We start from the raw sequence: 14,111 nt of genomic DNA, 5'->3' as shown, positions 1-14,111 counted from the left end.
ATCAACGAAGGTACGCATGGTGTTGAAACCCGCTTCGGTAAATATGTTGCGACAACCCAGTCCGGTTTGAACTGGCATTTTCCGGCGCCTATTGAACAGGTTAATGTTGTTGATGTTAAACAACAGCGATATATTGAAGTGGGTTACCGTAGTGGCGGTACTGAACAGGGCCTTGGCTCTGTGCCGAAAGAAGCGTTAATGCTAACCAAAGATGAAAACATTGTTGATGTGCGTTTAGCGGTACAGTATCAGGTTAAAAATGCAAAAGATTTTATTTTTAATGTAGTCAATCCTACGGCTACTCTGAAACAGGTCACAGAAAGTACGCAGCGTGGAGTGGTCGGCAGCAGCAAAATGGACTTTGTTTTGACTGAGGGCCGTAGCGAAATAGTGGCCCAGATTAAAAAAGAGATTCAGGAAGTTATGGATAGCTATAAGTCCGGCATCCAGGTTACCAGCGTCAACCTTCAGGATGCACAGCCGCCTGAACAGGTGCAAAACTCATTCGAAGACGCTATTAAAGCGCGTGAAGATGAGCAACGCTTAATCAATGAGGCGGAAGCCTACTCCAATGATATTGTGCCGAAAGCACGCGGCGCAGCAGCAAGAAAAATACAGGAAGCCGAGGGTTATAAAGATCAGGTTATTGCTCAGGCAGAAGGTGAATCCAACCGGTTTTCCAAATTGCTCACTGAATATACTAAAGCGCCGGATGTTACCAGAAAGCGTCTTTATATAGAGTCCATGGAATCCGTATTGTCTGAAACGAATACTATAATGGTTGACGTTAAAGGCAGTAACAACATGCTTTACTTGCCATTAGATAAAATAATTCAGCAGCAATCTTCGGTTCAACAACCCAATGTTCTTCCTCAAAGCACAGCAGAACAACCGGCTCAGGTAAAGGTTGAAACGGCACAGCCCATTGGGCGAACATCAACGCGCGGCCGTGACGCAAGGGGACGCTAATGACACAAAATAAAATATTGGTAAGCTTGGGCGCATTGTTGTTTATCAGCATGATGTGCATTTTTACCGTTACTGAAACAGAAAAGGCAATTAAATTTCGTTTAGGCGAGATCGTAAAGAATGATTACGAGCCAGGCCTGCATTTTAAATGGCCGCTTATCAACAATGTAAAAAAGTTCGATAAGCGTATTCAAACGATGGAAGCTAAACCGGAGCGCTTTTTAACCGCTGAAAAGAAAAACGTCATTGTCGATTCTTTTGTTAAATGGCGCATCGGCGATGTAACTACCTTTTATACGGTTGTTGCCGGTGATGTAGACCAAGCTAATCTACGGTTGGACCAAATCATTAAGGACGCTTTCCGCGGAGAATTCGGTAAGCGGAATATCAAACAACTGGTTTCAACAGATCGTCAGGCCATTCGTGAAATACTGATTAAAAATTCCAAGCCTCTTGCGGCTGACTTGGGTATGGAAATTATTGACGTTCAGGTGATGCGTATCGATCTGCCGGACGAGGTCAGTAGTTCGGTGTTTCATAGAATGGAAGCGGAGCGTGAGCGGGTTGCCCGTGAATTCCGTTCGCAAGGCGCGGAAGCAGCGGAAAGAATCCGTGCCGACGCTGATAGACAACGGGTTGTTATTATGGCTAATGCCTTCCGGGATGCAGAAAAGCTGCGCGGTGAAGGCGATGCAAAGTCCGCTGAAATCTATGCTCAAGCCTATGGCGCCGATGCAGAGTTTTTCACTTTCTATCGCAGTTTGAATGCTTATAAGAAGACATTCACCAGTTCGAGCATGATGGTGCTTGATCCTGATTCCGATTTCTTCAGATATTTCAAGCAGCAAAAGTAGGGGCTGGCTTTGTGCCTGCCCAGAGTTGTCCGAGCCTACCCACGGCAAGGGCAACCACAAGGGATGCCCCCTAAGTACCAGTAATCAACGCTCCGCATGCGGGGCGTTTTGTTTGAGTGGACATATAAAAAATGCAACAAAAAGACTCTTGGCTTTTGCCTGACGGCATAGAAGAGATTTTACCGGAAGAGGCTCAACATCTTGAAAGCTTGCGGCGTAAGATACTGGATACGTTTGCTTGCTGGGGATATGAGTTAGTTATTCCTCCGTTCATAGATTATCTGGATTCCTTGTTGACCGGCTCAGGCCATGACTTGGAATTGCAGACCTTCAAGCTAACCGATCAGATCAGCGGTGAAATGCTCGGGGTGAGGGCTGACATGACGCCGCAGGTCGCCAGAATCGATGCGCATAATCTTAATGCCGAATGGCCGACCCGCCTTTGTTATACCGGAACTACTTTACATACCAAAGGCGATCCGCTTGAAAAAACCAGAAGCCCGATGCAAATAGGCGCCGAGCTTTATGGTCATGCAGGCAAGGAAAGCGACGTTGAAGTTATACGCTTAATGCTGGAAATGTTGGCGATATCCGGATTGCAAAACGTGCATCTCGATTTGGGCCATGTCGGCATTTATCGGGCGTTGTCAAAGCAGGCAGGCTTAGATGATGCGCAGGAAACCGAATTGTTTGATGTGTTGCAGCGCAAGGCCAGGCCGGAACTGCAGGAGTTAATGGCCGGTTACAGTATTGATAATGAACTTAAGGCTATGTTCTTGAAATTGCCTGAACTGAATGGCGGCAAGGAAACCATTGCTAAAGCCCAAGCCGTTCTATCGGCGGCTAATGGCGAAGTCAAACAGGCGTTAGCGGATTTGGAAGCGATTGCGGATAAATTGGCGGCCATTTTCCCGTCGTTACCGGTCAGTTTCGATTTGGCCGAGTTGCGCGGTTACCATTATCACACCGGCGTGGTTTTTGCGGCTTTCGTGCCGTCGGTAGGCAGGGAAATTGCCAGGGGCGGCCGCTATGACAATATCGGCGCAATTTTTGGACGGGCGCGCGCTGCGACCGGTTTTAGTGCGGACTTGAAAGTATTGTCGGTATTAGGCAAAGCCTCCTACCCAAAAGAACCGCAAGCCTTGATTTTCGCTCCCTATGGAGACGATGCAACGCTACATGAAAAAATCAGGGATTTACGTGCCGAAGGACTGGCAGTTGTTCAACAACTGCCGGGGCAAACCGGGACTGCACAAGAACTTAAGTGCACATCCGTCTTAGAGCAAGATCATCAAAATTGGGTCGTTAGGCCATTATCAAGTTTGGAATAATTATGGGAAAAAATGTTGTTGTCATCGGTACCCAATGGGGTGACGAAGGAAAAGGTAAACTGGTCGATTTGTTAACGGAGCAGGCGGAAGCCGTCATCCGGTTTCAGGGCGGTCATAATGCAGGACACACGCTGGTTATACAGGGAGAAAAAACCGTTTTGCATCTTATTCCTTCCGGTATCCTCCGGGAAAATGTCCAGTGCATGATCGGCAATGGCGTGGTTTTATCGCCGAATGCTTTGCTTGAAGAGATTGAGTTTTTGGAAAAAGCCGGTATTCCTGTTAGAAACAGATTGCTGATCAGCGAGGCTTGTACGCTGATACTGCCGGTTCATGTGGCTATCGATAAGGCGCGTGAAATAGCCCGCGGAAGTAAGGCGATTGGCACGACGGGCCGCGGTATAGGGCCTGCGTATGAAGATAAGGCGGCCAGACGAGGCTTGCGGGCCGGAGACTTTTTAAATCCTACGGTTTTCGCCGAAAGATTTAAAGAGCTGGTCGAGTATCACAACTTTATGCTGACCAATTATTATCATACCGATCCAATCGATTATCAAAAAGGCCTTGATGAAGCGCTAAAGCTGGGCGAGCAAATCAAGCCGATGTTGACTGATGTGAGCGAGGTTTTATACAAATACCAGGATCAAGGTAAAAACCTGCTATTTGAAGGCGCACAAGGCGCACTGCTGGATCTGGATCATGGTACGTTTCCTTATGTGACCTCATCCAGCACCACCGCTGGCGGCGCTGCTACCGGTACCGGCATAGGTCCTCTTGATCTCGACTATGTGCTGGGCATCACCAAAGCCTACTCGACACGTGTAGGCAACGGTCCTTTCCCGACTGAATTGCATGATGCGAACGGCGATCACTTGGGTACAGTAGGGCATGAGTTTGGCGCAACCACCGGACGCAAACGGCGTACCGGTTGGTTTGATGCGGTCGCTATGCGTAAATCTGCAAAAATGAACAGCCTGAGCGGCATTTGCTTAACCAAACTGGATGTGCTTGACGGTCTGGAAAAAGTCGGCATTTGTACGGCCTACAGACTTAACGGCACCGTTACCGAAACGGCTCCATTAGGCGCGGATCAATATGAAGAATGCCATGCGATTATCGAAGATATGCCGGGTTGGACAGGTACGACCGCCGGTGTAACCGATTTTGATGCGCTGCCGGATAACGCCAAAGCTTATATCAAGAAAATTGAAGAATTGGTCGGCGTTAAGATTGCTATCTTGTCAACTGGACCCGATAGAGACGAAACAATTATCCTGGAGCACCCGTTCGCTTGAATGGCTGCTGCATAAATTACTGGAGTTAACATGGCTGAAACTGTAGACGAATTGACTGTAACGTACGAAGACGGCGGCATTGAGACAGTCAAGGAGCTGGACAAAAAAGTGCTGACTAAAGGTGCATGGGCTACGGTTATGTACCGTTATCAGGACTGGAATCGTGCTAAAGAAGAATACGGTCCCGATAAATACACCATTCGCCGTTATCAGAAGCAAAACGGAGAATACAAACAAAAATCAAAGTTCAATATTTCCAGTAAAGATCAGGCGAAAGCTATTATCGAAGCACTGGAAGACTGGATTAAATTGGATTGATGTTATGTAGGGCGTGCCGTGCGCGCCTTTTCAGATTCTCGAATAATCTTGCTATCTTTTGGCGCGCACGGCACGCCCTACACGGAAGTTCGTAGCGTCAATCCAAAACTTGAGCAGATACATTTGTCGTACTGGTTTCTAAAATAACAAGCGGTGGATTCACCCAGCGTCGGACGTTCAAGGCATTTATGAGCAAAAACACCGCCCCCTCCGTTACCCGCATCGCCTTAGCCAGCTTCATCGGCACCGCTATCGAATTTTATGATTTTTATATCTACGGCATGGCAGCGGCCTTGGTTATCGGACCGATATTTTTTCCCGGCGGCAATCCTACAACGCAAGCTCTCAGTTCTTTTCTTACTTTTTCCGTAGCCTTTTTGACTCGACCTTTGGGCGCCATGTTGTTCGGGCATTTCGGCGACCGCATCGGACGTAAAACAACCTTGGTTGCATCACTGCTGGTGATGGGCGTATCTACCACATTGATCGGCGTATTGCCGGGCTATGACGCCATCGGCGCATGGGCTCCGGTCTTATTATGCCTGCTGCGTTTTGGGCAGGGCATCGGCTTGGGCGGAGAATGGGGCGGTGCGGCGCTGTTGGCAACAGAGAATGCTCCGACCGGAAAGCGCGGCTGGTACGGCATGTTTCCACAGTTGGGGCCGCCTGTGGGATTTCTTTGCGCGACCGGCAGTTTTTTGCTGTTAACTTACTTTTTAAACGATCAAGAGTTTAAAGATTGGGGCTGGCGTATTCCATTTCTGGCAAGTTCAGTGCTGGTTATGATCGGTTTGTATGTGCGGCTGGCCTTAGCTGAAACCCCGGTATTTGCAAAAGTACTGCAACAGCATCAACAAGTAGGCTTGCCGCTCGGAGAAATACTTAAATCTCATGCCTCTTCGCTACTGCTGGGAGCGATGGCGATGGTTGTGTGCTATGCGCTATTTTATATCTCAACCGTGTTCTCGTTGAGCTATGGCACCACTACATTGCAAATCCCGCGACAGCAATTTCTCGGTATGTTATGCGTGGCAGTATTATTCATGGCTGCGGCCACGCCGCTATCGGCATTGGCGGGTGATCGTTTCGGACGGCGGCCGGTATTGCTTATCGCCGGTAGCGCTGCACTCTTGTCCGGTTTTCTTTTAAAGCCAATGCTGGAAAGCAGTTCACCATTAGTCATTACCGCTTTCTTGTCATTGGAGCTATTTTTGATGGGAGCCACGTTCGCTCCGATGGGGGCCTTGCTGCCGGAACTGTTTCCCTCAGAGTTACGCTATACCGGAGCGGGAACCGCCTATAATTTAGGCGGCATATTGGGCGCTTCGTTTGCACCTTATATTGCGCAACGGTTAGTCACTGAGGGCGGTTTGGCCTGGGTTGGCGGCTACGTCTCATTGGCTGCGGCTGTCAGTCTGCTTGCTGTATATTGGGTGCGTGAAACCCGCGATAATCATTGGACGTAAATAAACCGGTCAAGTCAGTTTTTGAAAGGCTTCGTTATTTACGAGTCCGGTTCAACCATTGCACAGGCTTGCTGCTTATACCTGGCAGCCCATGCTTCAATATGGAGAAACAGTTAATAAATCATCCAGCTTTTTTTGTTGATCCAGCGCATACAGCTCGTCAAAGCCGCCGACGTGATAATCGCCGATATAAATTTGAGGAACCGTGCGGCGGTTGGTTTTGATCATTATCTCTTCTCTTAAGCCGGGTTCGGCGTCCAGATTGATTTCTGTATAGCGAGCGCCTTTTTTGTCGAGCAGGCGTTTAGCCATCATGCAATAAGGGCAAATAGAGGTAGTGTAGATCAGTATTTCCAGCATATTTTATTAAGATTCGCTTAAATAGGAGCGCGCATTCTATCGGGTAATGCATTGTTGTTCAATGCCGAGGGCTAATGATAAATACTTGATCAACTCCCACGCCGCTTCCTGCATGCTGCTTCCGAAAGCAACTACCCCGTCTTCGTGTCCCAGCATGGTAAATAATGAGATCTGCGTTAGCTTGCCGGATTGAAATAATTGCTCAACAGCCGTCGCCATTTCAACCGTGCCGTAAGGAATATCGGCGCCGGTATGAGGTAAATCGAGCGCTACGGTATGTTTCCAGATTTCGGGGCTGTGTGCGTGAATAATCGCTTGAATGGTATTGTCTTGGGCATAAACGCTGGCGTGGGTCATTGATTCGGATGATGGCTTGCACAGGCCGCAGGACTGGAGCCGGTTTTGGTGAGGTTCCGCTTTGACGATCAGACAATAATGCTCGGGTCTAAGTTGCTCAATATGCCCGGTTTGAGTGCCGCTAACGATAAATTGATCGCTGCTAGGATCGATTCTTTGGCTGATATTGCCGAATCCGATGTTGTCGTAGCGTTCAGGCGATTGTCCGATAAGACCAAGCCGGACGGCAATAGTCCGCCAAGCATTCATTTCGGTTAATGAGAATAGACGGTTAATCGGCTGTTGCGTATGATCTAGCTGGTATTTTATTACACCTTCTTGTTCTTTCATCTGGCTGTGTTTTGGACGTATGACTGAGTTGGTATGAATAAGGCTACAGTAATAGTTTAGAAAATAAAATACAGATAGGATGCAGAGTGTTATAAAATTAACGGTTTTCAAATTTGAAGCCGACTTTACCGCAACTTCTCCGCGCAATCGTCGGCATTTCCTCCATCCTTGGAGGTTATCTGTACACAAAAAAAACAGTGGCTTAACTATGCGATGTCCATTTTGCGGAGCACAAGATACAAGAGTTCTTGATTCCAGATTGGCCAATGAAGGCGATCAGGTTCGCCGCCGGCGTGAATGCAATGCCTGTAAAGAACGGTTCACTACGCACGAAGTGGCTGAGTTGACCTTGCCCCGCATTGTTAAGCGCAACGGGATAAGCGAGCCTTTCGAAGAAAATAAGCTGCGCTCAGGCATGCTCAGAGCACTGGAAAAGCGGCCGGTAAGCAGCGATGATATTGAAGCCGCGATCAGCCGGATAAAGAAAGATTTGCGGGCATTGGGCGAGCGGGAAATTCCGGCGCAAGAGTTGGGCGAAAAAGTCATGAAAGAATTAAGTTCATTGGATCATGTGGCTTTTGTCCGATTTGCCTCGGTTTATCGCAGTTTTCAGGATGTCAGCGAATTCACCGAAATGATTGAAGATTTACAAACGACTGCCAGGGATGGTGGAAGTGCCGCGACCGGTAGGGAACCGGTGCGGTCGACCGCCAAGGATGGTGGAAGTGTCGCGACCGGTAAGGAACCGGGGCGACAAAGATAATGTCAGCGGCGCGCGATGCTTTTTATATGGCGCAAGCCATTAACCTAGCTAAAAAAGGCCGTTATACGACCGATCCGAATCCCCGCGTAGGCTGCGTTTTGGTCAGGAACGATATAGTAATCGGGGAAGGCTGGCATGTTAAGGCGGGCCAAGGCCATGCGGAAGTTGAAGCGTTAAAAAATATGATGGATGTCAAAGGCCTGCCCCGAGCGGAGTCGAAGGGCGCAACAGCTTATGTAACGCTGGAGCCTTGTAGTCATCAAGGTAGGACGCCGCCCTGTTGCGATGCGTTGATAAAAGCCGGAGTCAGCAAGGTTGTCGCGGCGATGCAGGACCCAAACCCTCAAGTATCGGGCAAGGGGCTTGAAAAGCTTAAAGCGGCAGGGATTGAGGTTATCTGCGGCGTATTGCAGGATGATGCGCAAGCGTTAAATCGCGGTTTTATCAAGCGAATGACCAAAAACCGTCCGTTTGTCCGCAGTAAGCTGGCGATGAGCCTGGATGGGCGCACCGCTATGGCATCGGGTGAAAGCAAATGGATTACTTCAGATGAGGCCCGAGCCGATGTGCATCGGCTAAGAGCAGAAAGTTCGGCGATTTTAACCGGCATCAATACCGTAATGGCTGATGATCCTGCACTGAACGCCCGTGTAAACGAAGAGGTTTTGCAACCGGTCAGGGTGGTGTTGGATACGCATCTGAACATGCCGGATACCGCGCAGATGGCTAAACTGCCGGGACGCAGCCTGATTTTAACTTGTACGCAGGATGAACAAAAACAACGCGCATTGCAACAGGCAGGCTTTGAGGTTTACAAGCTGCCATGTAAAAACGAACGACTTAATTTGCATGCAGTGATGGATTTTTTAGCAGGGCAGCAAATCAACGAGCTGCTGGTTGAGGCGGGCTCTGTGCTTAACGGCGCATTATTAGCCGAGGGCTTGGTCGATGAATATGTGATCTATGTGGCGCCTTGTATTTTAGGCGACCAAGGGCGCGGACTGTTTAACCTGCCGGGTCTACAACAGATGAAAGATAAAAAGCAGTTGAAACTACGCGATACCAGACAAATCGGTCAGGATTTAAAATTAACTTATACACCATTGTAGGGGCTACATGTTTACAGGCATTATCATGGCAGTGGGTAAAATATCGGCAATTGAAAAGAAAGCCGGTGACTGCCGATTAACAATAGCGACCGGGAAATTACCGCTAAACGATGTTGTACTGGGCGATAGTATAGCCGTCAACGGCGTGTGCCTGACCGCAGTGGAACTGGGAACAAATTATTTCTGTGCCGATGTTTCCAATGAAACTTTGTCCAGAACCATCTTAAACGCTGCAATGGTCGATACGCCGGTTAATCTGGAGCTGGCTTTAACGCCGACGACCCGGTTGGGTGGGCATATCGTTAGCGGTCATGTCGACGGTATTGGCGGGGTGACGGAAAAACAGGCGGATGGACGATCTTTTCGATTCAAATTCAAAGCCCCCGATAATTTAGCTAAGTATATTGCCGAAAAAGGTTCTATTTGTATCAACGGCATCAGCCTGACTGTCAATGAAGTCGATGGCGCCGAGTTCAGCGTTAACATCGTGCCGCATACGCTCAAAGAAACCACATTGGGCGACGCGGTGGTTGGAACAAAAGTTAATTTGGAAGTGGATTTGTTGGCCCGCTATCTGGAGCGGTTAATCAAGGGTGATGCAGCGGCTAAAAGTTGCGGCGGCATCACAGAAGAGTTATTGCAAAAAAGCGGTTTTTTAGGCTAACAACCGTAGGGGCCGGGCTTGTCCCCGCCCTTTTATCCGAATGTGTATAAAAAAGGGTAACTATTAAGGGCAATCACAAGGGATTGCCCCTACAATCCAAAGGCAACATGAACAGCATTGAAGAAATTATAGAAGATTTACGCTTAGGCAAAATGGTCATCATTATGGATGATGAAGATCGTGAAAACGAAGGCGACTTGGTTATGGCGGCTTCTTTCACACGTCCTGAAGATGTTAACTTTATGGCCCGTTACGGGCGAGGCCTGATTTGCTTGACCTTGACTGGCGAGCGCTGCCAGCAGTTACGCTTGCCGTTGATGGTCAATGAAAACAAAACCGCGCATTCAACCAACTTTACCGTGTCCATCGAGGCGGCAACCGGCGTAACCACCGGTATCTCGGCAGCCGACCGGGCGCGTACCATTCAATGCGCGGTAGCAGCCGATGCCAAGCCTGACGATCTGGTGCAGCCGGGGCACATTTTCCCGTTAATGGCGCAATCCGGCGGCGTATTAAATCGTGCCGGGCATACCGAAGCAGGCTGCGACTTGGCCAAGTTGGCAGGCGTGGAACCGGCAGCGGTTATCGTCGAGATACTCAATGAAGACGGTTCTATGGCAAGACGGCCTGATTTGGAGGTGTTTGCCAAGCAGCACGATCTTAAAATCGGCACTATCGCCGATTTGATTCATTATCGTATCCAGCACGAAAACACTCTGGAACGCATCAGCGAATGCGCTTATCCGACCGAATTCGGCGATTTCAGGCTTTATGCTTATCAGGACAGAAATGACAATAATCTGCACTTGGCATTGGTGATGGGGCAAGTTTCCGGCAACGAACCGGTGTTGGTCAGGGTTCATGCGCGGAATCTGCTGGATGATCTGTTCGGATCCAAGCGTAACGACTCCAGCGTTTCATTGCGTTCGGCCATGCAAAAAATCGCCGAGGAAGGGCGCGGAGTGTTGGTGGTTATCAGGCAAAATGAAGACAATAAGTCGCTGGCGGAATTGATACATCATTACCAGTTGGAAGATCACGGTATTGTTAATACTGTTCAGGCTGCCGGAGCCGCAGATTGGCGTACCACAGGCACCGGTGCCAGGATATTGGCCGACTTGGGGGTGCATAAGCTGAAGGTCTTAGGGACCCAGAAAAAGTATGTTGCATTGTCCGGATTTGATCTGGAAGTTGCCGAGCATGTGGGTTAAAAATCGGCGGCAACGAGTTAGAAAAATAGAACACGGATGCCAAAAGTAGGCGCCTCTAGGCGACACGGATTTGGCTGATTATCACTGATAAAAACATTGTAGATAGAGTTTTTATAACGTGGTTAACGAAACCTATTTTTAGTTTTTTAAAATCCGTTTAAATCCGCCTAATTCAGTGCCATCCTTGTTCTATACATTTGCTGGATAATTACGCTATATCGCATTACTAGTTAATCACACAATAGAGAAACATCATGTCAACATTAAAAACCTTTGAAGGAAATTTGCTCGTTCAAGGCGGAAAATTCTGTATCGTAGCCTCCCGGTTTAACAGTTTTATCGTTGAACAACTCGAAGCCGGTGCAATTGATGCATTGGTGCGCCACGGCGGCAATAAAGCGGATATTCATCTGGTTAAGGCTCCCGGTGCGTTTGAGCTGCCGATGGTAGTGCAGCGCGTGGCGGCGGCTAAAAAATACGATGCGATTATCGCATTAGGTGCTGTGATTCGTGGAGGCACACCGCATTTTGAATATGTCGCCGGTGAGTGCGTTAAAGGTTTGGCTCAGGTTTCCTTGCAATATAATGTGCCGGTCAGTTTTGGCGTGTTAACTGTTGACAGTATTGAGCAGGCGATAGAACGAGCGGGTACCAAAGCCGGTAATAAAGGTGCGGAAGCGGCAATGTCCGCCATTGAAATGGTAAGTTTATTTAATAATCTGGAAATCTGATGAGTCAAGCTAGAACCAATGCCCGAAAAGCGGCTGTACAGGCATTGTATCAATGGCAAATGGCCGGTCAGGATCTTAGCGAGATCGAACGGCAATTTCTGGAAGAAGAGCGCTTAAAAGACGCTCAGAAAAGCTATTTTGTCGAATTGTTTTACGGGGTGCCTAAAAATCTGGATGCGATCGATCAGTCGCTGTCCGAATTCGTAGACCGCCCTGTCGATACGATTGACCCGGTCGAAAGGGCGATTTTAAGAATCGGTGTGTACGAGTTGCTGCATCGCTTGGATATGCCGTACAAGGTTGTTTTAAATGAAGGCATTAATCTCGCTAAGTACTTTGGTGCCGATGGCAGCCATAAGTATGTTAACGGCATACTGGATAAGGTCGCTCAGCAAAAAAGAGCGGTGGAGATTAAGGCGAAAGGCGCAAGGTGAAAGACGAAAGGCACATACTTTTAGCCTTTAGCCTTTAGTCCTTGATCTAAACTCATGCCTCTTTCCGAATTTGCCCTAATTCAGCGCTTCTTCACCCGGCAGCGCATCAAAAATCCCTCAACCCGTTTGGGCATAGGCGATGATTGCGCGTTGGTGTCCATTCCTGATGGTTTTGAGCTGGCAATAACTACCGATACCATGGTAGAAAATGTGCACTTTTTTGCCGGAGCCGACCCGGAACTGCTCGGTCATAAACTGCTGGCCGTCAATTTAAGCGATCTTGCCGCTATGGGTGCACAGCCTGTTTCGGTGACGCTGGCATTAACGCTGCCTAACGTTAATGAAAGCTGGTTAACAGCTTTTGCCAAAAGCTTTTTAAGTTTGGCTGAACGGTATTCAGTGGATTTGATTGGCGGCGACACTACGTCCGGTCCGTTGACCTTGACTGTTCAAGCAATGGGTTTGGTTCCCAAGGGCAGGGCTTTAATGCGATCAGCGGCTCAACCCGGCGATTTTATCTACATGACCGGTTTTTTGGGCGATGCAGGATTGGGATTAAAGATAAACCAAGGCTATGTTTGTGCCGATCCCGAGGCGGCATTAACACGATTTAACCGGCCAGAGCCGCAAATCGAAGCAGGGCAGGCCTTGATCGGCATTGCCAACGCCTGTATAGATTTATCGGACGGCTTGGCCGGAGATCTGGGCCATATTTTGGAGCAAAGCCGGGTAGGCGCATGTCTTGACTGGAAATCGCTGCCGTTATCTAACGCGGTGCAATCCTATATAAACGATACCGGCGATTGGCGTATGCCGCTGACCGCCGGAGACGACTACGAACTGTGTTTTACCGTAAGCCCCGAGCAAGCAGATAAGTTAACCGTAGCGGCCACCAAAATCGGCATCATTGAATCCCAGCCGGGTTTGCGTTTGAATAAGTCAGGCCACATCCAACCATTAGAGGTAAAAGGTTTTGAGCATTTTTCTTAATACCCAGTTGGGTAGAAATAAACTGACGCCCAAACAGATACTATCCGACCCTGTTCTGTTTCTGGCTTTCGGTTTCGGCTCCGGTCTGGCAAAAAAAGCTCCCGGCACGATGGGTACTTTGGCAGCTATTCCGGTTTACTGGCTGTTTGCACAAGCCAACTTGTATGTTTATAGCCTGCTGACATTGATCGTCACGGTTGCCGGTATCTGGATTTGCGACATAGCCGCAAAAAAACTCGATGAACATGATTTTGGCGGCATTGTTTGGGATGAAATTGCCGGTTACCTGATAACCCTATGGCTGGTTCCGTTTACCTGGCAAGCTGTAGTGCTGGGTTTTATTCTGTTTAGATTCTTCGATATAGTCAAACCGTGGCCTATTAAATGGATTGATCGGCAAGTGCAAGGCGGTCTGGGCATCATGCTGGATGATGTGTTGGCGGGCGTGTTTGCTGGGGGAGTGTTGCTGGTTGTTGTAAATTATTTTTAAACCAGTTTCTTGATAATTACTAAAGCTTTGCATACGGTTTATCAGGCTTTACCACTTATCTGTTGTTTGCCGTTTCAACTCCCTAACTATATGAAGCTCCAAAGCATGTCTTCGCCGCATATATCTGAAATAAGCTTGATCTGTTAATTTGTATATCCTATCTTCGTACTCGCTTGAAAAGTCTGGTTTGCGTTCAATATCTAAGATTTTTAAGTAAAGAATCCAGGCTTCCTCCGTTAGTTGTCTAAGCATTATTTTATCCTCAAAATCTAGAGCATTTCTTTGTTAGTTAGTTAGAAACATAGCCCGAATTTTTTATAATAAATTGTCTCGTTCCCACGTGCTACCAAGGAATGCCGTCTGGGATGCGTTACGTTGTGATTTAAGGAGTCGCTGCCGCGACACTTGCTTGAATCGGGGTCTCGCCCCCGAAGGCGAG

At 48.3% G+C, this 14,111-nt stretch carries 16 protein-coding genes; 14 read left to right on the top strand and 2 right to left on the bottom strand.

Annotated features, from left to right (window positions below; genetic code table 11):
• From hflK to EPO18_RS11905, 6 genes are all read left to right on the top strand, one after another.
• The coding region (gene hflK / locus EPO18_RS11930; protein WP_292433595.1) for an FtsH protease activity modulator HflK at positions 1 to 969 on the top strand (969 nt) is incomplete at its 5' end.
• The gene (gene hflC / locus EPO18_RS11925) at positions 969 to 1,823 is read left to right on the top strand and encodes a protease modulator HflC (RefSeq protein WP_292433594.1); all 855 of its coding nucleotides are present in this window, start codon (positions 969 to 971) and stop codon (positions 1,821 to 1,823) included. The genes hflK and hflC, both read left to right, overlap by 1 nt.
• 131 nt (positions 1,824 to 1,954) lie before the next feature.
• Positions 1,955 to 3,154 carry an ATP phosphoribosyltransferase regulatory subunit gene (locus EPO18_RS11920; RefSeq protein WP_292433593.1) on the top strand — a complete coding sequence of 400 codons (1,200 nt, stop codon included), beginning with the start codon at positions 1,955 to 1,957 and terminating at the stop codon, positions 3,152 to 3,154.
• Positions 3,155 to 3,156: 2 nt separating this feature from the next.
• The gene (locus EPO18_RS11915; RefSeq protein WP_363331499.1) at positions 3,157 to 4,449 is read left to right on the top strand and encodes an adenylosuccinate synthase; all 1,293 of its coding nucleotides are present in this window, start codon (positions 3,157 to 3,159) and stop codon (positions 4,447 to 4,449) included.
• A gap of 30 nt (positions 4,450 to 4,479) precedes the next feature.
• Complete coding sequence (locus EPO18_RS11910) at positions 4,480 to 4,767, top strand: hypothetical protein (protein ID WP_006894063.1); 288 nt, start codon at positions 4,480 to 4,482, stop codon at positions 4,765 to 4,767.
• 188 nt (positions 4,768 to 4,955) lie between these two features.
• A complete protein-coding gene (locus tag EPO18_RS11905) occupies positions 4,956 to 6,233 on the top strand; it encodes an MFS transporter (RefSeq protein WP_292433592.1) in 1,278 nt (425 codons plus the stop codon).
• A gap of 96 nt (positions 6,234 to 6,329) precedes the next feature.
• Here EPO18_RS11905 and grxC read toward each other — a convergent pair whose 3' ends face one another.
• Together grxC and EPO18_RS11895 are read right to left on the bottom strand one after the other, a co-directional pair.
• Positions 6,330 to 6,593, bottom strand: coding sequence for a glutaredoxin 3 (grxC, locus tag EPO18_RS11900; protein WP_292433591.1), 264 nt, complete (start codon positions 6,591 to 6,593; stop codon positions 6,330 to 6,332).
• Positions 6,594 to 6,629: 36 nt separating this feature from the next.
• Complete coding sequence (locus EPO18_RS11895) at positions 6,630 to 7,280, bottom strand: class II aldolase/adducin family protein (RefSeq protein WP_292433590.1); 651 nt, start codon at positions 7,278 to 7,280, stop codon at positions 6,630 to 6,632.
• A gap of 208 nt (positions 7,281 to 7,488) precedes the next feature.
• Here EPO18_RS11895 and nrdR point away from each other — a divergent pair, with 208 nt between their 5' ends.
• The 8 genes from nrdR to EPO18_RS11855 all read left to right on the top strand — a co-directional run bounded on the left by nrdR (position 7,489) and on the right by EPO18_RS11855 (position 13,672).
• Positions 7,489 to 8,043, top strand: coding sequence for a transcriptional regulator NrdR (gene nrdR / locus EPO18_RS11890; RefSeq protein ID WP_292433589.1), 555 nt, complete (start codon positions 7,489 to 7,491; stop codon positions 8,041 to 8,043).
• Positions 8,043 to 9,152: a bifunctional diaminohydroxyphosphoribosylaminopyrimidine deaminase/5-amino-6-(5-phosphoribosylamino)uracil reductase RibD gene (gene ribD, locus EPO18_RS11885; protein WP_292433588.1), complete on the top strand. Its 1,110-nt coding sequence runs from the start codon at positions 8,043 to 8,045 to the stop codon at positions 9,150 to 9,152. The genes nrdR and ribD overlap by 1 nt, the downstream gene beginning before the upstream one ends.
• Positions 9,153 to 9,159: 7 nt before the next feature.
• Positions 9,160 to 9,816, top strand: coding sequence for a riboflavin synthase (locus EPO18_RS11880; RefSeq protein WP_292433587.1), 657 nt, complete (start codon positions 9,160 to 9,162; stop codon positions 9,814 to 9,816).
• A gap of 107 nt (positions 9,817 to 9,923) precedes the next feature.
• Positions 9,924 to 11,027 (top strand): bifunctional 3,4-dihydroxy-2-butanone-4-phosphate synthase/GTP cyclohydrolase II, encoded by a 1,104-nt coding sequence (ribBA, locus tag EPO18_RS11875; protein ID WP_292433586.1) that lies wholly within the window; start codon positions 9,924 to 9,926, stop codon positions 11,025 to 11,027.
• A 254-nt stretch (positions 11,028 to 11,281) separates the two neighbouring features.
• Positions 11,282 to 11,758: a 6,7-dimethyl-8-ribityllumazine synthase gene (ribH, locus tag EPO18_RS11870; protein ID WP_292433585.1), complete on the top strand. Its 477-nt coding sequence runs from the start codon at positions 11,282 to 11,284 to the stop codon at positions 11,756 to 11,758.
• The gene (gene nusB / locus EPO18_RS11865; protein WP_292433584.1) at positions 11,758 to 12,192 is read left to right on the top strand and encodes a transcription antitermination factor NusB; all 435 of its coding nucleotides are present in this window, start codon (positions 11,758 to 11,760) and stop codon (positions 12,190 to 12,192) included. The genes ribH and nusB overlap by 1 nt, the downstream gene beginning before the upstream one ends.
• A gap of 54 nt (positions 12,193 to 12,246) precedes the next feature.
• On the top strand, positions 12,247 to 13,182 hold the full coding sequence (gene thiL, locus EPO18_RS11860; protein WP_292433583.1) for a thiamine-phosphate kinase: 936 nt from the start codon (positions 12,247 to 12,249) through the stop codon (positions 13,180 to 13,182).
• A complete protein-coding gene (locus tag EPO18_RS11855; protein WP_292433582.1) occupies positions 13,166 to 13,672 on the top strand; it encodes a phosphatidylglycerophosphatase A family protein in 507 nt (168 codons plus the stop codon). The genes thiL and EPO18_RS11855 overlap by 17 nt, the downstream gene beginning before the upstream one ends.
• Positions 13,673 to 14,111: the final 439 nt, after the last annotated feature.

The organism is Methylobacter sp. (assembly GCF_004322395.1).
GTDB lineage: Bacteria > Pseudomonadota > Gammaproteobacteria > Methylococcales > Methylomonadaceae > Methylobacter_A.
This window is presented reverse-complemented; position numbering and strand designations above follow the sequence as displayed.